Annotated in this window: 16 protein-coding genes; 6 read left to right on the forward strand and 10 right to left on the reverse strand. The window is 62.4% G+C overall.

Going from position 1 to position 17,440, the window contains the following annotated elements; all coding sequences use genetic code 11:
• Positions 1–110: 110 nt before the first annotated feature.
• On the reverse strand, positions 111–791 hold the full coding sequence (locus tag LAQ58_RS15065; RefSeq protein ID WP_224448259.1) for a class I SAM-dependent methyltransferase: 681 nt from the start codon (positions 789–791) through the stop codon (positions 111–113).
• Positions 792–900: 109 nt separating this feature from the next.
• On the opposite strand from LAQ58_RS15065, the gene LAQ58_RS15070 reads away from it, so the two are divergent.
• Both LAQ58_RS15070 and LAQ58_RS15075 read left to right on the forward strand, forming a co-directional pair.
• Positions 901–1,350 (forward strand): DUF2391 family protein, encoded by a 450-nt coding sequence (locus tag LAQ58_RS15070; RefSeq protein ID WP_224448260.1) that lies wholly within the window; start codon positions 901–903, stop codon positions 1,348–1,350.
• Between the two features lie 121 nt (positions 1,351–1,471).
• Complete coding sequence (locus tag LAQ58_RS15075) at positions 1,472–2,053, forward strand: DUF7090 family protein (protein ID WP_224448261.1); 582 nt, start codon at positions 1,472–1,474, stop codon at positions 2,051–2,053.
• 43 nt (positions 2,054–2,096) lie between these two features.
• Here the strand turns inward: LAQ58_RS15075 and LAQ58_RS15080 are convergent, their stop codons facing one another.
• The 5 genes from LAQ58_RS15080 to LAQ58_RS15095 form a co-directional block, all read right to left on the reverse strand.
• Positions 2,097–2,879 carry a DUF7089 family protein gene (locus tag LAQ58_RS15080; protein ID WP_224448262.1) on the reverse strand — a complete coding sequence of 261 codons (783 nt, stop codon included), beginning with the start codon at positions 2,877–2,879 and terminating at the stop codon, positions 2,097–2,099.
• Between the two features lie 15 nt (positions 2,880–2,894).
• The gene (locus tag LAQ58_RS19140) at positions 2,895–2,984 is read right to left on the reverse strand and encodes a hypothetical protein (RefSeq protein WP_425490666.1); all 90 of its coding nucleotides are present in this window, start codon (positions 2,982–2,984) and stop codon (positions 2,895–2,897) included.
• A gap of 414 nt (positions 2,985–3,398) precedes the next feature.
• On the reverse strand, positions 3,399–4,244 hold the full coding sequence (locus tag LAQ58_RS15085; protein WP_224448263.1) for an OapC/ArvC family zinc-ribbon domain-containing protein: 846 nt from the start codon (positions 4,242–4,244) through the stop codon (positions 3,399–3,401).
• A 5-nt stretch (positions 4,245–4,249) separates the two neighbouring features.
• On the reverse strand, positions 4,250–4,633 hold the full coding sequence (locus LAQ58_RS15090) for a DUF2073 domain-containing protein (RefSeq protein WP_117593780.1): 384 nt from the start codon (positions 4,631–4,633) through the stop codon (positions 4,250–4,252).
• Between the two features lie 4 nt (positions 4,634–4,637).
• Entirely contained in the window at positions 4,638–5,279 is a 642-nt protein-coding gene (locus tag LAQ58_RS15095) for an Era-like GTP-binding protein (RefSeq protein ID WP_224448264.1), read from the reverse strand.
• 1,120 nt (positions 5,280–6,399) lie between these two features.
• Here LAQ58_RS15095 and LAQ58_RS15100 point away from each other — a divergent pair.
• Complete coding sequence (locus LAQ58_RS15100) at positions 6,400–8,145, forward strand: Cdc6/Cdc18 family protein (protein WP_224448265.1); 1,746 nt, start codon at positions 6,400–6,402, stop codon at positions 8,143–8,145.
• A gap of 136 nt (positions 8,146–8,281) precedes the next feature.
• Here LAQ58_RS15100 and LAQ58_RS15105 read toward each other — a convergent pair whose 3' ends face one another.
• The gene (locus LAQ58_RS15105; protein ID WP_425490667.1) at positions 8,282–9,127 is read right to left on the reverse strand and encodes a S24/S26 family peptidase; all 846 of its coding nucleotides are present in this window, start codon (positions 9,125–9,127) and stop codon (positions 8,282–8,284) included.
• Positions 9,128–9,251: 124 nt separating this feature from the next.
• On the opposite strand from LAQ58_RS15105, the gene LAQ58_RS15110 reads away from it, so the two are divergent.
• The gene (locus LAQ58_RS15110; protein WP_224448266.1) at positions 9,252–10,910 is read left to right on the forward strand and encodes a DNA-directed DNA polymerase II small subunit; all 1,659 of its coding nucleotides are present in this window, start codon (positions 9,252–9,254) and stop codon (positions 10,908–10,910) included.
• A gap of 748 nt (positions 10,911–11,658) precedes the next feature.
• Here LAQ58_RS15110 and LAQ58_RS15115 read toward each other — a convergent pair.
• Complete coding sequence (locus LAQ58_RS15115) at positions 11,659–12,123, reverse strand: hypothetical protein (protein ID WP_224448267.1); 465 nt, start codon at positions 12,121–12,123, stop codon at positions 11,659–11,661.
• Between the two features lie 192 nt (positions 12,124–12,315).
• On the opposite strand from LAQ58_RS15115, the gene LAQ58_RS15120 reads away from it, so the two are divergent.
• Both LAQ58_RS15120 and LAQ58_RS15125 read left to right on the forward strand, forming a co-directional pair.
• A complete protein-coding gene (locus tag LAQ58_RS15120) occupies positions 12,316–13,494 on the forward strand; it encodes an aspartate kinase (RefSeq protein WP_224448268.1) in 1,179 nt (392 codons plus the stop codon).
• 240 nt (positions 13,495–13,734) lie between these two features.
• Entirely contained in the window at positions 13,735–15,081 is a 1,347-nt protein-coding gene (locus tag LAQ58_RS15125; protein ID WP_224448269.1) for a tryptophanase, read from the forward strand.
• Between the two features lie 25 nt (positions 15,082–15,106).
• Here LAQ58_RS15125 and LAQ58_RS15130 read toward each other — a convergent pair whose 3' ends face one another.
• Positions 15,107–15,766 (reverse strand): metallophosphoesterase family protein, encoded by a 660-nt coding sequence (locus tag LAQ58_RS15130; RefSeq protein ID WP_224448270.1) that lies wholly within the window; start codon positions 15,764–15,766, stop codon positions 15,107–15,109.
• A gap of 90 nt (positions 15,767–15,856) precedes the next feature.
• The gene (locus tag LAQ58_RS15135) at positions 15,857–16,432 is read right to left on the reverse strand and encodes an IMP cyclohydrolase (protein WP_224448271.1); all 576 of its coding nucleotides are present in this window, start codon (positions 16,430–16,432) and stop codon (positions 15,857–15,859) included.
• Positions 16,433–17,440: the final 1,008 nt, after the last annotated feature.

The raw sequence follows: 17,440 nt of genomic DNA on the forward strand, positions 1-17,440 counted from the left end.
TGAACCGACAACGTGTCGAGTTATCAATATTTCTCATATATGACATAAATTCGAGCGGCGCGGTCAGTATTTCGGTCGTGGACGACGGGAGGTTGTGGATATCGTCGTGCTCACGGCACGACGCCGACGGTCAGCAGCGTTCCGTACGTTCGGTAGCGTTTGACCATCGCCTCGCGGGTCTCCCAGCTATCGGTCGGGAACTCCGCTGCGGGCGGGATGTCGATGTCGAGATCCGGGACGTTGTCCTGTTCGGCGACGTGGAAGCCGGCATTTCGGAACGCCTCGCGGTACTCGCTTCGGTTCCAGCGGGTCATCTCGACGCTAATCGAATCCTGCCACTCGTGGCTGTGGACGTTCTCCTCGTAGTAGTTGACCGCGCAGTAGAACGTCCCGCCCGGGCGGAGGACGCGCGCGAGTTCCGAGAGCGTGTGTTCGGGGTCGACAGCGTAGTAGAACGCCTCCATCGAGAAGGCGTGGTCGACGGTGTCGTCGGCGAACGGCAGTTCGTCGAAGTCGGCGACGACGAACCCGATATTGGGGTCGTCGGTGTACTCGCGGGCGTTTCCGGCCATCTCTGGCGACCCGTCGAGACCGTAGGCGTGACCCGCGTTCTTGGTTTCGCGGAGGGCGCGGAGCGCGTATCCGCTTCCCGTTCCGAGGTCGAGGACCGTTTCACCCTCCTCGACGGGCATTCGCGCGAGCACGTGTTTCGCGGTGTGCCAGTGTCGCTCCTCCATTCCCTTGTCGCGGCCGTCGGCCGCCCACGCGTCGAACTCCTCGCGGACACTCATGGCCGTACGTCTGCGGGAGCGAGTAAAGTCGGTTCGAAGTCGTATCCTGACCGGACGAAGTCGCAAACCAAACGGTGACGTTTACATTCAGCCGCCGCGACGTGTCGACATGGTTCGCGTCGGACGGCACCGTCGATTCAAGATAACGGACATCGCACAGCAAGTCGTCGGCGGATTTCTCCTCGCCGGGCCGTTCGTCGTCACCGACGAAGTGTGGGGTCTCGCCGTCGGGATGGCGTGGTACCAGGCGGTGTTGACCGTTGGAATCGTCTTCGCCATCGGCTACGGGACGCTGTACAAAGCCGACGACGACCGCGATCCCGACCGCGAGGCGGACGTAGCCGGAATTCCACTGCGCTTCGTCTCACTCATCCTCGTCGCGTACCTCTCGGTGTTCCTGCTCGCGCTGTCGTTCGACGCGCCGGCGACGCTCATCCCCAATCACATAGACCCTGCCGAGATTACGTTCCGCGTCCAGGTGCTGACCACTCTGAAGGCGACGAGCATCGGCGCGGTGTTCAGCGTCATCGGCGCGGCGACGGCCGACAGCGTGTTCTGAGTCCCGTTCGTCGCGGGGATCGGGAGTCTCGTCCGTCGCAGGGGTCGGACATTCCGTCCAGACGGTCGAGTGACGAGGGTCCAGCCCGCATTGTTAAGTCAGTTCGGTTGGTTTCTCCGATATGGATTACAGCCTCGCCATCGAAAACGCTCCGGACACCATCCCTGCGGGGACTGGCCTGCTTCTTCTGCATCCGAGCATCGGCGAGACCGACCGCATCGACACGGACTTTCTGAAGACCGACACCGACTACTTTCTGGTCATCTCGACGCGGACGACCGCCCGCGAAGTCGAGCAGAAACTCGAACACTACGACGTCGACGAAGCTCGCGCAGTCATCCTCGACACGCTGTCGGTCGAACGTGGCTACTCGCGGCGGAAGTCCGACCACGTCCACTACGTTTCCTCGCCGGACGACCTCGACGGCATCGTCGCGCAGACCCGCGTGTTCCTGGAGAACCACCCCGGAAAGCTCCGCGTCAGCGTCGACTCGCTCACCGAGATGGCGTACTACGCCGACGAGGAGGGCGTCTACGACGCGACGAAACAGTTACTCGAACTGCTGGACGAAAACGACGCCGTCGGTATCTTCCACCTCTCGAAGGAAGTCCACGACGAGGACGTACTCGAACGGTTCCGAGGGCTGTTCACCGGGGTCGTCGACCTCGCCGAAGACGGCAGCGTCACCTACGAGCAACGGTAACGGGAGGCGAGAGACGCTCGCTCACTTTCGTCTCTTCGAGTTGTCACTCGCGGAGTTTCTCGAACGTCTTCTCGGCCCAGCGAACCGCATAGGCTACGCCGTGGTCGCGGTACGCCGTCGTGTCCAGGGCTGCGAACGGTGCCGGAAGCTCCACGGCGTGTTTCAGCCCCGAACACGCCAGTTCGGTGGCGTCGACGAACGACGTCTCGCCTCGAGCGACTTCGCCGGGGAGCCCCTCGATGCGACCTTCGAGTCGGGTGCCAGCGTCGAGCCACGCCTCGTACAAGCCGGGGTAGTCGTCGGCCCACGTCGCGAACTCCTCGCGGGTCTGGAGACCAACCCAGCCATCGAACAGCGCGGCCGCAATCTGGTAGAGTTCTGCGGGCGAGAGCGACACCGCCGCGTCGAGGTCGCGGTACCGCTCGCCGAAGAAGGGGAGAAAGTGCTCGGGAACGCCGAGGTGAATCTGGACGAACGCCTCCGCGAAGAGGAAGTCGAGAAAGGACTCCGGGGTTCCTTCGGCGCGTTTCTTCGCGATGACGGTCGGTGGGTTTGTCTGTCGCGTCCAGACGATAGTCCCGTCGCCGGGCATCCCGATGGTGAACGTGCCGCCCGCGTACCGTCGGAGCAGTACCGGACAGTCTTCGGGGAGCCACTCGTCGGGGTACTTCGCCGGGTCGAGCGAGTCGGCGAGCAACCCAAGGTCTTCCGCTGCCGCGGGCGGAATCGTCTCGAAGTCCGCGTCGGCATCGACGACGAGTGTCTCGGGGGCGTACTCGTCTCTGATCGTTCGAAGCTCACCGCTCAGATGCCGTCGCTGGAACATGGTCTAGTCTCTCTGTCAGCCGAAGACGGTGACCGCGAGGATACTCACGCCGAGTACGACCGAGATTCCAACGGTGCCGAGGACGATTTTCGTCGCCGTGCTCATGGCGATAGCGTGTCGCCGCGGGCGCTTAAAACGTGCTGAAAGGACGCGGGTTGTCGGGACCGACTGCTACGATGGCTACAGTTCGACGATACGTAGCCGCTTGGGCGAACTCAGCACAGGGAACAGCACAAGAGAGACGAGGCGTAAGAGGCGAATCACTCGAAACGAGAGGTGGATGCCGAAACGGGGAGGACGTGACGTGGAGGATACGACGCGCAGGACGCGACGTCGCTAATCGGACCGGAATTTCCACCTTCGAGGGCCGTCGTTTCCGGTGGAACGATCGACCGAAACGGTGGCCGTAGTCGGTGACGAGAGCGGTTGCAAACGAAACGGAGGGGTAGCTCTCGGCGACGCGGAAACGGTGACGTAGATACAGCGACGGCGAGACAGATTCGAGACGCCGACGCGAATTCAGTCGTCGTCGCGGTTCCACGTCTCGGGGACTTCGATGACGTAGTGGCCGTCTTCCTGCAGCGAGATGATGTACGAGTCGCGGTCGTACAGTTCCATCAGATTGAGTTCGTACTGTCCAGGGCTAACGATTTTGATGCTCTCGAACTGCTCGTTGAGTTCTTCGCGAAGTGCCGAGAGGTCCGGCTTGTCGTCGATTTCGCCGGCATCGTCGGCCGACTGCGGCGCGTCGGCGGGAGCAGCGCGGGAGATTTCGTCCGGGCTGACGGTGCCGCTCCGGGCGTCCGCCTGCGCGCGGTCCTCTCGCGTCTCCGACGGGGGACCGTCGTGGGGTTCCGGTGGAGCGTCGTTCGGCGACGGGGACCGACTGCGTCGAGTCGACGCGTCCGCAGAGCGCTGTGGTTCGACCGTCACGTCCGACTCAGCGGTCGTGTTCGACTGCCCGCGACTCGACGGTTCGCGGGCCGTCGACGGCCACGGCTTCGGCGATCCCGATTCGCGGTCGGTCGAGGTGTCCTCACCCGGCCACGGTCGTCTCGACTCCGACTTGGGCTGCGACGAGTCGGTCGGCTTCGACTGCGATCTACCCTGCGGCGATGTCGACGGCGCGTTCCCGGCGGTCACGTCCGACTGTCCGCGGTCGGTGGTGCCGTCGCTGCGTGTGCTATCGCCGCTAGCGCTGTCGCTGGTACCATCGCTCGGCGTACCGTCCGAAGCCGCTGTCGTCGACGAAGCCGACGAGGGGCGGAACTGGAACTTGTTGCCGCCGCAGCTGGGACAACCCGAGAGCATCTCCTTGGAACCGTCTGCGAACGTCTCGCCGCAGTTCGTACACTCGTGCGGCATACGAACTACTTCCGTGAGATGAGCGCGCTGATGAGCGTCTCGTCCTTGTGGAGCGTCTCTATCTGGTTCGCCGGGCCGATGACGGTGAGCTTCTTCGTTGAGTCGCGCCCCATCAGTTTGCCGAGGAACCCGCTGTCGCTGCTCTTGTGGGGGTACGTCTCGATTTCGATGCCGCTGAAGTTATCGGGGCTGATCTCGGTCATCGTCACCTCGATGAGTTTCGACTCCTCGTCGGGCGAGAGACCGTCCTCGAGGATGACGATTTTCCCGTCGCGGACGCTGTCAAGGATGAGGCGGATTTTCTCCATGCTCCGCATGTTCTCCATCCGAGCGCCGCTGATGAGGTCGATCTGGATTCCGTCGTGGTCGCCGCGTCTTACTTCGGGCATGGTATCACCCGAAGTACTCCGCGATCTTGTCGTACACTTCGTCCATATTCTCGCCTTCGAGCGCCGACAGCGGTACCGTCTCGTGCTGCGGGAAGGCGTTGGCGATCTGCTTGACGTTCGAGTCTTCGAGGTCGGTCTTGTTCGCAAAGATGAGCACCGGTAGTTCGCGGCTCTCGATGATGCCGATGAGCATCGTGTTGACCTGCGTGAACGGGTCCTCGGCGCTGTCGAGGACGTAGATGACGCCGTCGACGTCCTCGCGGAGCCAGTGCATGGCCTCGGCGACACCCTCGGTCGCCTCGCGGGAGCGACGGACCGCGTCGTCCTTGTCGATGTCGTGGTCGAGGAACTCCTTGTAGTCGACTTTCGTCGTCACGCCGGGCGTGTCGACGATGTCTATAGTGACCGCGCGGCCGTTGCGCTCGATCTCGACGTTCTCCTTCCGGCGAGCGCGACGCGTCTCGTGGGGAATGTGGCTCTCGGGACCGATGGCGTCACCGGTCCAGTCGCGGGCGATTCGGTTTGCGAGGGTCGTCTTTCCGGCGTTCGGCGGTCCGTAGATGCCGATTCGTTTCGGCTCCGAAGCCGAGAACAACCGGTCGGTGACCCGTGATATGCTGTCTCTGAGTTCTGTGAGCAGTCCCATCCTTAGCTCCTGCACCTCCGAATACCGCTCGTGGAGGGGCGTATGCGGGTAGAACATCCCCGGGGTAACTTAAGTACTGCGTCAGACGTTAGTCACATTAATTGACCGATAGATGTGAACAAGGACGGATTGTCCTCCGAGCAAGTCGGCTGCTCGTACGATCACCCCCTGTAAGATGAGATTCGATATCTGATATCGGATTCACTTGACGAATCTCCGTAACGTTCTGTTTTGTTCTTGATATTTTATCTCAATTGTATTTTCAGGCGGCTTTGGATCGCGAAGATGGCTATCAGCCGACACGATTGTTTCTCCCTCGGACCGAACACCCCCACCCCTTCGTTTCGGGTGGAAACGAAGAATAGAGGGGTAGGTCGGGTAGACTCGAGGAGAAACGCCTAAGAGACGTGTTACGATATCTATAAAATAGATATAATATAATACATAGAACAGTAGTATATTTATTTAGCTTACTACTACGGACCTTGTTGGGGTGGAATTGATATAAAACCTGCTGATTTAGAGAGCCTCCTTTCCACCCACCACCCTTTTCTGTGGTTCCACTCGAAACGAAGGGGTGGGAGGGTTCGGCCTTTCGCGACGGGCCGTTCTCTCGTCCTCACATCGTCGCGTGAACTCCCCAAACGGAATCTTTCGTCATATCCTCGATTCCCCAATCGTCCTCCAGTACGTCTCCAGTCGAAACGGAGGGGTGGTCGATGGAGAAATTATATCCAAGTATTTGGGAGAGAATCAATATCCGAGACGTTGTTTTACACTCTATATCTGTCTCACGGTGCCGAAAGTCGAAGTAGCAACAGTCTCCGCATGGTCTGTTTTGTCGATTACTTGAGTCGGACCGGTGCTCTGAGACGACTTCCGATCCCTCGCGTTCGAAGCTCCGTTCGCGAAACGGCAACTGTCGACGCCTTCGCGACGAGTAACATCAAAACTCGTCACGAAGCGGTAACTTTTTTGTCCCTCCTCTTCATTCGTTTCTTCTGCATCACCTGGACGCGCTGCGACGTCCGATGGGTTCTGAATCGGGTTCTCATCGGTTATACACCTGAATTTACGCCGTCGCCGCCGCGACTCCAGTCGAAACGAAGGGGATACCACGATGACCGAAGACGACTCACACTCCGACGACGGCGAAGATGCGGACCCGCCGTCGGAGCAACGACGACACGCCGGCGAGGAAGAGACGACTCGAACGAAGTCGAGTGGTGGGACGACGAGTCAGCCGACGACGCGCGAGGGGCAGAGCGGTGAGGAAGATGTCCCGGACTTCACTGAGACCGACTCCGCCGCAACCGATGCTGACGGCGTTCACTCGACCGGAAGCGACCCGACCGGAGATGACTCCACCGGAAGCGGAGGGGGAGAGACCGAGACGTCCGCTCGGTCGCCCTCGCGGTCGGCCGACGCCGCAGACCCGCCTCGCGCACTCTCCGACGTCGCACTCGGCGGCGACGACGAGAACAGTCGCGGCCTGTTCGACGACCTGCTCTCCGGAGAGCCTATCTTCGAGAACAAGGAGGTACTTCGCCCGTCGTACACGCCGCACGAACTCCCCCACAGGACCGACCAGATCAACCAGATGGCGACGATTCTCGTCTCCGCGCTTCGCGGCGAGACCCCCTCGAACATCCTCATCTACGGGAAGACGGGAACGGGGAAGACGGCCAGTGCGAAGTTCGTCAGTCAGGAACTGGAACGCACCTCCCAGAAGTACGACGTTCCCTGCGAAGTCGAGTACATCAACTGCGAGGTGACCGACACCCAGTACCGCGTCCTCGCACAGCTCGCCAACAAGTTCATCGACAAGAACCACGCGGTCATCGACGACCGCCTCCGCTCGCTCGAGACGCTGGCAGAAAACGCACGCGAAGACGGGAGCGTTCTCGACGAAACCGAGTTCGACGCGGTCGGCGACGTCGACGCCCGCATCTCGGAACTCGAACGCGATCGCGAGGAGATGGAAACTGTTCCGATGACGGGGTGGCCGACCGACCGCGTCTACTCGACGTTCTTCGACGCCGTCGACTACAACGAACGCGTCGTCGTCATCATGCTCGACGAGATAGACAAACTCGTCGAGAAATCCGGCGACGACACGCTGTACAATCTCTCGCGGATGAACTCCGAGTTGGACAACTCGCGCATCTCCATCATGGGTATCTCGAACGACCTGAAGTTCACCGACTTTCTCGACCCCCGCGTCAAATCCTCGCTCGGCGAGGAGGAGATCGTCTTCCCGCCGTACGACGCCAACCAACTCCGCGACATCCTCCAGCACCGTGCCGACGTGGCGTTCAAGAGCCACGCGCTCTCCGAACACGTCATCCCGCTCTGTGCCGCGTTTGCCGCGCAGGAGCACGGCGACGCGCGCCGCGCGCTCGATCTCCTCCGAACGGCGGGCGAACTCGCCGAGCGGAGTCAGGCCGACGGCGTTGCCGAGACGCACGTTCGCCAGGCCCAGGACAAGATCGAACTCGACCGCGTGGTGGAGGTCGTTCGCACGCTCCCGACGCAGAGCAAGATCGTCCTCTTCTCAATCATCCTCCTCGAGAAAAACGGCGTCCACAACATCAACACCGGCGAGGTGTTTAACATCTACAAACGCCTCTGCGAGGAGATAGACGCCGACATCCTCACCCAGCGCCGCGTCACCGACCTCATCAGCGAACTCGACATGCTCGGCATCGTCAACGCCGTCGTCGTCTCGAAAGGCCGCTATGGTCGGACGAAGGAGATCAGCCTCTCGGTCCCTATCGACGAGACCGAGGCTGTCCTCCTATCGGACTCGCGACTCGGCGACATCGAGAACGCCCAACCGTTCGTGCAAGCACGGTTCGACAACTGAGAAGGGGATAGAAAGGGAGAACGGACAATCACACCCCTTCGTTTCGACTGTATATCCCGTCTCAACGAGTTAGAGGCGCAACTCACACTATTTTTGTGGTGCAGTCGAAATGTTGGTGTTTCACACACCGACGCGATTACGCAGGTGTCGCTGCGAGCGGTTTCGGCGGGACGTCAGTCGGCGAGAGGCGCTCCGCGGCCGGCAATTCGCTCGTCGGTGCGAAATCTAGCGTCGGCGCCGTTGGCGCCGTCGGCGGCGCACCGTTCGTCGACGCGGGTGCCGTAGTCGCGAAGGCGAGGCGAATCCATCCGAGGTAGGGGACGCGAATCCGCGCGACGCCGGTTATCCACTCCTCTTTGACCGGTGCACTAATGGTGCTCGTCTGGTCGTACGTCGGGTTGTTGTCGCCTTTCGTGATGTAGGCGTCGTAGGGCGCGGGGCAGAACTCCAGTTCCTCGCAGTTCTCCGCGGTGATGTAGTCCGGGTTCGCCCTGTCGTACCAGTTTTCGCCAGCCTCGACCCGAAACATCGCCCGGTGGATAATCGGCGGTCCGGCGGCGTTGGGGTTGTCGTAGACGACGACGGACCCGTACGACCCGAGCGACCGGTAGTCGGCGTCTTCGCCTTCCGCGTACGTGACGACACCCGAGTCGTCGCCGGCGTCGGGCGCGAACCGACCGGGTTCGGTGATGAGAATCAGGTCGCCTTTCTGCATGTGCGGTTCCATACTCCCGCTCTCGACGGCGACCATCGGCGGCCAGACGCCGGCGATTGCGAACAGGAGTACGCCGACTGCGACGACGATGCCGGCGCTGCTCAGCACCTCGCGGAGGAACATGAACGGGCCGTCGTCGTCGTGGAGAAATCTGTCGGTGACACCGATGCTAACGTCGTCGTCGTCACGCTCGGCGGAGGTACTGGTCGCGCCCCCGCCGGAGGATTCAGAACTATCGGAGGGCGGGCGGCTGTCTCCGGCACTCATTGCGCTTCGGTTCGGACCGTCCGCGTTTCAACTTTCTGGACGGGTTCTCTCGCCTGTTCGATCGCTCATCCTTTCGGGCACTCGTCTCCGGCACGCTTTTCTTTGGACCTGCTCATCACAACCTGTGCCGCTGGAGACGCCGTCACGCATCGTCAAAGCACTCGCCAGCCGTGGCTACAATGCCGAGCGCGAAGCTGTGACGCTTCTCGCCAGCGCAGCGAACCCCGCCGAAGCGATGGAGCGCGCCATCGAAACAGCCCCCGACGACGCACTTCGCCTCACCGTCAGCCACGTTCGGGCGGTCCTTGACGGTGGGTCGAACGCGGCAGACGCGCCGACGAAGCCGAAACCGAGTTCGGAGGCGTCGGCCGACTCGAACTCCGCCGTTTCGACGGCGGGAAACCCCACTGACTCGGACCCTGACCCGTCTGTTTCCACTGCACCGACGACGGAGAACCCGCAGACCTCACCGCGGTCTCCAGTGGAAACAGGGGGGTCGACGCCCGAAACGCCCGAAACACACGGAACGAGCACGTCCGGCGCGGCGACCGAGTCCTCACACGTTCGCGACCCCTCGAAACGGTCGCTCGTTATCGCCAACGACATGACCGGTGCGAGCACCGGCACCGGCGAGTACAAACAGTTCGTCACGACGTTCCGCGACCGCTACGAGCGACTGTCGAAACTGCTCCGTGGGCGCGTCAACCACCGCCCGGCGAAAGCCATCGGCGACATGGTCGGCGGCAGCGAAGTCGACCTCATCGGCTTGGTCAACGACGTGCGCTCGACGGCGAGCGGACACTGGCTGGTCGAGCTGGAGGACACGACGGGGACGTTCCCGTGTCTCGTGATGAAAGACAAGGGCATCGCCGACAACGTCGACGAACTCCTGATGGACGAGTGTGTCGCCGTTCAAGGAACGCTCTCGGACGACTCGGGCATCGTCTTCGTCGACTCGCTGCACTTCCCCGACGTGCCGCGGACGTTCAACCCGAAGACCGCGGAGAGACACGTTCAAACCGCGCTCATCTCGGACATCCACGTCGGCAGCCAGGAGTTCATGGCCGACGCGTGGCACTCCTTCACCGACTGGCTCCACACGCCCGAAGCCGAACCGGTCGAGTATCTGCTCATCGCCGGCGACATGGTCGAGGGGGTCGGCGTCTACCCGAATCAGGACGAGGAACTCGACGTCATCGACATCTACGACCAGTACGAGCGGTTCTCGGAGTATCTGAAGGAGGTGCCCGGCGACATGGAGATCGTGATGATTCCGGGCAACCACGACGCGGTCCGTCTCGCCGAACCCCAACCCGGCTTCGACGAGGAACTCCGCGACATCATGACCGCTCACGACGCCCGCATCACCTCGAATCCGTCGACGGTGACCGTCGAGAACGTCTCGGTGCTGATGTACCACGGGGTCTCCCTCGACGAGGTCATCGCCGAACTCCCCGAGGAGAAGGCGAGCTACGACGAACCCCACAAGGCGATGTACCAACTGCTGAAGAAGCGCCACGTCGCCCCGCAGTACGGCGGTCACATGCGCCTCGCGCCCGAGGAACGCGACTACCTCGTCATCGACAACGTGCCCGAGGTGTTCCACACCGGTCACGTCCACAAACTCGGCTGGGGGAAGTACCACAACGTCCTCGCCGTGAATTCGGGGTGCTGGCAGGAACAGACTGACTTCCAGAAGAGCGTCAATATCGACCCTGACTCGGGCTACGCGCCGATTCTCGACCTCGACACGCTGGATATGACGGTCAGGAAGTTTACCTGAACCTTTTACGCTGCGCTCGCTTCGCTCACTCGGAAAAGGTTCATCAAAACACTCCTCCTTCGGTTCGACGCTTCGCGTCTCCGGGAGAGCAAAGCTCTCCCGTGCCCTCGCTCACTCCGTTCACGAGAACCCCGCTCAGTCGTCGACCGAAAATCGCAGAGCGATTTTCGAACAGCAGAGGGACGGATACCGCACAACTTGGGCTCAGTTTCCAGCCACCCGCGTTCAACGATTGTCGACTGCTCCGCACGTATTCGACAGTACAGCGACAGCTACTGCCAATGCCCTTCCACCCCTCCGTTGTCGGCGACATAGCGGCGTGGCCTCCGGAGATTCTGATAGGATTCGTCGTACTGTTGCTTTGTTCCGTCGCTAGCCAACTCTGTTTCGCCTCTACCCTCTCCCACGACTCTGTCGCCAACGGACATACTAGTCTGAATATTTAGGCTATGCTCGGTCTCGTCTCGCCGTTCTTCGGCCCGTTCGGACTCATCTACTACTACGGCTCTGGCGAACCCCGAGCGGCGACCCGTCGCCGCCACAGCGAGAACTCGTCGCTACTGCGAATCCGCTCGGCGTCATTGCGGCGTTCGTCCTCGGCGCGCTCTTCGCTCCCCCCGACCCGGTTACGCAACTGGCGTTCGCCGTCCCGGCGATGCTCGTCTCGATTCCGCTCGCGTACCTCCTCGTCTCCACGCGAAGCGGAGGGGACTCGACCGTCCTTCCGACTGCAAACGACTGACGTGTTTCAGGGTCGAAGGCGATATCGCACGGTTCGCTGCCCGTCGAACATCGGTCCCGATCCCTGCTTCTGGAAGCCGACCCGCTCTGCAGCTTCGCGGAGTTCGTCGTCGCCGGCCCCGACGAGTAGTTCGGTCTCCATTCGCTCGACGCGCGCGAATCGCAGCGGTTCTTCGAGCAACCGCTCGACTGCGTCGGCGGTTCCCCCGAACTGCGTGACGTGGACGGTCCGATCCCGGGCGTCGTAGCTGACGAATCCGACGATTGGCTCCTCGGGCGTCCTGTCCGGACGGTCAGCGTCACTGGCGTTAGACGCTCCGTCCACGTCCTCGTTCGGACCTGTCTCGGTGCGCGCTTCGGTGGCGACGTGAACGGTTCGGTCGTGGACGAGATTCCGCAACACGTCCGTCGGGGCGTCCGCGATACCGGCGAGGGCCTCGGCGTCGGCCTCAACCGCGTCGCGTATCTCCATACCGCAGATTCCGTGGCGGTACGCTTAAGCCCGTGGGTGACACTCGCACGCTTCTCCCGCGACCCCGCTCTCGCCTGCGCCTTCGGGACCGGCAACCGTTGGGAGAGTGAACACAGTTATGCATTCTCCACCGCAATCGCACGCCATGTCTGAGCACCACGGTACCGACCGACTCCGAGAGGTGACGCTCGTATGCGCGTAGTCGCGAAGTTCGGCGGGACGAGTCTCGGGAGCGGCGACCGAATCAATCGCGCCGCCGACTCTGTCGCCGCGGCCGTCGAGGAGGGCCACGAAATCGCCGTCGTCGCCAGCGCGATGGGGAACACGACCGATGACCTGCTGGACGAGATTCAGTTCGAGGCCGACGACCGCGACCGCGCCGAAATCGTCAGCATGGGCGAGCGGACGAGCGTCCGGATGCTCAAGGCTGCGCTTTCGGCGCGCGGCGTCGACGCGCTGTTCGTCGAACCCGGCAGCGAGGAGTGGCCGGTCATCACCAACGACCTCGGCGAAGTCGACGTCGAGGAGACGCGTCGCCGCACCGCCGCCCTCGCCAAGCGACTCGACGGCGTCGTCCCGGTCATCACGGGCTTTCTCGCCCAGAACCACGACGGCGAAATAACGACGCTCGGTCGCGGCGGCAGCGACACCAGCGCCGTGATGCTCGGCAAGTACATGGACGCCGACGAAGTCGTCATTGTCACCGACGTCGAAGGCGTTATGACCGGCGACCCCCGCGTCGTCGAGGGTGCACGAAACGTCGGCCGAATCACCGTCGACGAACTCCGAAACCTCTCGTTTCGCGGCGCAGAGGTCGTCGCGCCGAGCGCGCTGAGCTACAAAGACGACCACCTCGCGGTCCGCGTCGTCCACTACCAGCACGGCGACCTGTTGACGGGCGGCACCCAGATCGAGGGCCAGTTCCGCAACCTTATCGACCTCCAGGAGACGGAGTTGGCCTGTCTCACCGTCGCCGGGCGTGCGATTCGCAATCGTCCCGGCATTCTCGCCGACCTCTCGGAGTCGCTTCGCGGCGCCGACATCAACATCGAGGCCGTTGCCAGCGGGATGGATTCGGTCACCTTCTACGTCGCCATCGAGGAGTCCGAGGAGGCCGAGAGCCTCCTGCACGAGTCCGTCGTCGCCGACGAGTCGCTCTCGAGCGTCACTGTCGACGAGTCCGTCGCTGTCGTCCGCATCACCGGCGGCGAACTCCCCAACCAACCGGGAATCATCCGCGGCATCGTCTCGCCGCTGGCGGAAGCCGGTATCAACATCCACGACCTCATCACCAGCGCCACCTCCGTCGCCATCTTCGTCGACTGGCACGACCGCGAGCGGACGCTCGAAATCGTTCAGGAAGGGATGTAGCGCGGTCGTTGACCCGTTTCCCGCAGATCCGTCCCTCACTAACTTCTCTCCTCGTCGCCCACATTATCCCCGTCACTCACGTCGTTTCTGTCGGTCGCGCTGTCCACTCACTCCTCCCGATTCGCCGATGCACAGAGTTCGGTGTCTCCGGCCAAAATCGGCGACTCGTCCCCACAGTTAGCCAGAAAGGAACGGAGACTCTCGTGGCGGTATTAAGAGATCAGAGCGACGACGGCGGACATGCGCTCCTACAAAGCGAAGATGGTCGAGACCATCTCGCTTCCCCCCCGCGAGAAACGAGACGAGATCCTGGACGAGGCGGGCTACAACGCGTTCAACATCCCCGCCAAGCACGTCTACGTCGACCTCCTGACTGACAGCGGTACCGGGACGATGAGCGACGAGCAGTGGGCGGCGCTGTTCCGCGGCGACGAGTCCTACGCCGGAAGCACGAGTTTCGCGAACCTCCGCGACGCCGTCTCCGACGTGATGGGCTTCCCGCACGTCGTCCCCACCCATCAGGGCCGCGGCGCGGAGAACGTCCTCTACGGCTGTCTCGTCTCCGAGGGCGACGTGGTGCTCAACAACGCCCACTTCGACACGACCCGCGCCCACGTCGCCAACCAAGGCGCCGACCCCGTCGACTGCCCCGTCGACGGCGCAAAAGATCCGAGCGTCGACGGCCCGTTCAAGGGCGACTTCTCGGTCGAGCGCGCCCGCGACGTCGTCGACGACGTGGGCGCCGACGAGGTTCCGGTCGTCGTGCTCACCATCACGAACAACTCCACCGCGGGACAACCCGTCAGCGTCGAGAACACCCGCGAAGTGGCCGACTTCGCCGCCGAAATCGACGCGACGTTCGTCGTCGACGCCTGTCGCTTCGCCGAGAACGCCTACTTCGTCCAGCAGCGCGAACCCGAGTTCGAAGAGAGTTCCATCGCCGACATCGTTCGCGAACAGCTCTCGTACGCCGACGCCGTGACGATGAGCGGCAAAAAGGAGGCGCTCGTCAACATCGGCGGCTTCGCCGCGATGCGCGACCCCGAGGTGTTCGAGGCGGCGAAACAGCGCGCCATCCTCTACGAGGGTTTCCCCACCTACGGCGGGATGGCCGGTCGCGACATCGAGGCGATGGCCGTCGGCCTGCGCGAGGCGGTCGAACCGCCGTACGTCGAGGAGCGCGTCCAACAGGTACAGGAACTCGGTGAGATGCTCGAGGCGGAGGGCGTCCCCGTCTACAAACCGGTCGGCGGCCACGCGGTGTATCTCGACGCTGGCCAACTGTTCTCGCACCTGCCGAGCGACCAGTTCCCCGGACAGGCGCTCGTCTGCGAACTCTACCGGGAAGGCGGCGTGCGCGCCGTCGAACTCGGCAGTTTCGCGTTCCCCGGCGCGAACCGACTCGAACTCGTCCGCCTCGCGGTCCCCCGCCGGACGTACTCGCGCGAACACCTCGAACACGTCGCCGAAACGGCCGGCGCTGTCGCCGCGCGCCGCGAGGAGGTGGGCGGACTCGAAATCATCGGTGAACCGCCGGTGCCGGAACTTCGGCACTTCTCGGCGACGCTCCGACCGGTCTCCGAGTAACTCGGTTCGCGTCTCACTCTTTCGACTAGCGCCCTTCGTACAGTCGCGTCCCGATGCGTTCGGGCAGACACTCGGTTTCGATGGCGCGGACGACTTCGTCGATGTCGTACGTGACGCGCCGTTCCTCGACTTCCATGGCGTCCAAATCGACTATCGCGTACGCCGCCCGTGAGTCGCCATCGCGCGGTTGTCCGACGCTGCCGGGGTTCATCACGATGCCCTCGTCGTACACCTTGTGCGCCTGGACGTGGGTGTGACCCATCACGAGCACGTCCTCCTCGTCGAGCAGTTCGGGCATGAACTCGTCGGGGTAGGTGTAGTGGTCCGGATTGTCCGGATGGCCGTGGACCAACCGGACGCGGCGGTCGGCGGCGAGTCGCTGCTGTGGGAGGCTGGCCAACCAGTCGAGGTCCTCGGCGTCGAGTCGGTCGCGAGCGTACTCGACGCCCGCGCGCGCCATCTCGTTGAACCGAAACGCCGTCCCCTCGGCGACGGCGCGGTCGTGGTTCCCTTGGACGGTGGGAACTGCCCGTTTTCGGAGTCGCTCGACGCAGTCGACGGGCCACGGGTTGTAGCCGACGACGTCGCCCGCACAGACTATCTCGTCGACGGGGGGCATGTCCGCGAGGACCGCGTCGAGCGCAACCAGATTGCCGTGAATATCGGAGAGAACACCCAACCGCATACTCCTGGGTACGACACGAGGACATTAGTGTTCGACGGCCACGTTCACGACCTCTGACCGTTTGCTTTCTCCTACTCTCATCCCGTTCCGTCAATCGTTGACGACGACCGTCTCGACGCCGTCGTCGGAGACGGTGATGCCAGCCGCACAGACGGCGTGTTCGAAGTCGAGGTCGTACGCCTCGCGGGCAGCGTCTCCGGCCGTCGTCGCCGCGAACTCGAACGCACGCGGGCTATCTTCCTCGTAGGTGGCGACGAGCGTCAGTTCCTCGACGGCCTCCACGAGCACGGCGTCCTTTCGGACGATGCCGATTGTCGCCTCGTCGTCGTCGACGACGCCTGCGATTCGCGGCGTGTCGTAGTCGTCTTTCTCGTAGTCGAGCGCGAGCAGACTCTCGACGAGGGCGTCGCGAGCGGGGTAGCCGAGGTCCAGTTTCTCGGTAATGGGGTCTACCTGCGACCCGTTGCCGACGACGACCTGCCCCGATTCGGTTTCGCGCATGCAGTTGTAGGAGATGTAGGGGTTGTCCGTCTCCGGGGCGTCCGGCGTCGGCGCGACGGTGAGCGCGTCCTCGCGCTCGACGACCTGCCTGTTCGGGAACGACCGCGAGGAGACGCGATACGCGGCGATGCCGGGACCGACGACGATGAACCGTCCGACGTACATGCACGAATATGGCCATCTGATAGTAAAATAGGTGGCGATGTATGCAAGGTGGTCCGTAATGACTGCCCTCCTTTCGGTCAAACCCGCCGATTGTGAAACTCGCGGAAGTCGGCGCAAACCACTACGCGCCGCTGTAGATACGCGCTAGTAGACGAGTCAGTTTATTAACCATTTGAGGCGAAAGTCACCGATATGAAAGCATCTGTGCCAGATGGACGGCGCACGAGCCAGATTCGAGACTTCTCCCTCCTGTTTGTGGTCCATCATACTCTCCAAACTTAGCCCACCGACTCTACCGACGTCGAGAGCACTTTTACGCCCGTGAACACGTTCCGTTCGATGTTCATAATTGGCTACAATCCCCGCAAGAACTGTTGGTGACGACATTGACGAGTCGATACTGAAGAGCCAAACTCCGCACAGATATCTCGCCCTGTCGTGGCGAGGGTGGACGGCAACCGACGAGTGCTGCGAGAACAACATCCAGAGAGCTGATACAGTCGAACGCAGGCGACACCGGTGAGCCGTAGCGATAAGTGCCAGCGCGACATTCACACAGCCACGACACACGGACAAATCTTCATAATCGGTTCCAGTCGTGCGGTTTCACTCTCCCACTCTCGACGCTAGGGAGGTTAGGACCTACGGTAAAATAGAGATTCAGGCTCCAAAACCCCGCAGTCGGGCGTTTTAACGCGTTTCGTGTAACCAACCCTGGACGTCGATTGCCGTTCATACTCAGCTCAATTTGGCCCGAAGAAGTCTTCTTGCGGGTATTCAGACCGACTATAACTCGAAGCGAACCGATGACAGAGATCGAGAACCGCTCGTGCGCCCGTTCGACCACCAACTGCGAGTATGAATTGCGCTCCGACCCTCAATCGAATACACGAGTGTACTCTCAACGCTGACGACCACTAAGCTAATTCATGTTCTGACTCTCATACAATCCTCATAGCTGACATTCAACAGCCGTCTCGGCGGACGGGCAATAGTTAGCTTGCCCTG

The organism is Haloprofundus salilacus, assembly GCF_020150815.1.
GTDB lineage: Archaea > Halobacteriota > Halobacteria > Halobacteriales > Haloferacaceae > Haloprofundus > Haloprofundus salilacus.

Excerpts from the sequence above, each read along its gene's own strand:
- LAQ58_RS15065 (WP_224448259.1), bottom strand. The coding sequence starts at position 791 with ATGAGTGTCCGCGAGGAGTTCGACGCGTGGGCGGCCGACGGCCGCGAC.
- LAQ58_RS15070 (WP_224448260.1), top strand. The coding sequence starts at position 901 with ATGGTTCGCGTCGGACGGCACCGTCGATTCAAGATAACGGACATCGCA.
- LAQ58_RS15075 (WP_224448261.1), top strand. The coding sequence starts at position 1,472 with ATGGATTACAGCCTCGCCATCGAAAACGCTCCGGACACCATCCCTGCG.
- LAQ58_RS15080 (WP_224448262.1), bottom strand. The coding sequence starts at position 2,879 with ATGTTCCAGCGACGGCATCTGAGCGGTGAGCTTCGAACGATCAGAGAC.
- LAQ58_RS19140 (WP_425490666.1), bottom strand. The coding sequence starts at position 2,984 with ATGAGCACGGCGACGAAAATCGTCCTCGGCACCGTTGGAATCTCGGTC.
- LAQ58_RS15085 (WP_224448263.1), bottom strand. The coding sequence starts at position 4,244 with ATGCCGCACGAGTGTACGAACTGCGGCGAGACGTTCGCAGACGGTTCC.
- LAQ58_RS15090 (WP_117593780.1), bottom strand. The coding sequence starts at position 4,633 with ATGCCCGAAGTAAGACGCGGCGACCACGACGGAATCCAGATCGACCTC.
- LAQ58_RS15095 (WP_224448264.1), bottom strand. The coding sequence starts at position 5,279 with ATGGGACTGCTCACAGAACTCAGAGACAGCATATCACGGGTCACCGAC.
- LAQ58_RS15100 (WP_224448265.1), top strand. The coding sequence starts at position 6,400 with ATGACCGAAGACGACTCACACTCCGACGACGGCGAAGATGCGGACCCG.
- LAQ58_RS15105 (WP_425490667.1), bottom strand. The coding sequence starts at position 9,127 with ATGAGTGCCGGAGACAGCCGCCCGCCCTCCGATAGTTCTGAATCCTCC.
- LAQ58_RS15115 (WP_224448267.1), bottom strand. The coding sequence starts at position 12,123 with ATGGAGATACGCGACGCGGTTGAGGCCGACGCCGAGGCCCTCGCCGGT.
- LAQ58_RS15120 (WP_224448268.1), top strand. The coding sequence starts at position 12,316 with ATGCGCGTAGTCGCGAAGTTCGGCGGGACGAGTCTCGGGAGCGGCGAC.
- LAQ58_RS15125 (WP_224448269.1), top strand. The coding sequence starts at position 13,735 with ATGCGCTCCTACAAAGCGAAGATGGTCGAGACCATCTCGCTTCCCCCC.
- LAQ58_RS15130 (WP_224448270.1), bottom strand. The coding sequence starts at position 15,766 with ATGCGGTTGGGTGTTCTCTCCGATATTCACGGCAATCTGGTTGCGCTC.
- LAQ58_RS15135 (WP_224448271.1), bottom strand. The coding sequence starts at position 16,432 with ATGTACGTCGGACGGTTCATCGTCGTCGGTCCCGGCATCGCCGCGTAT.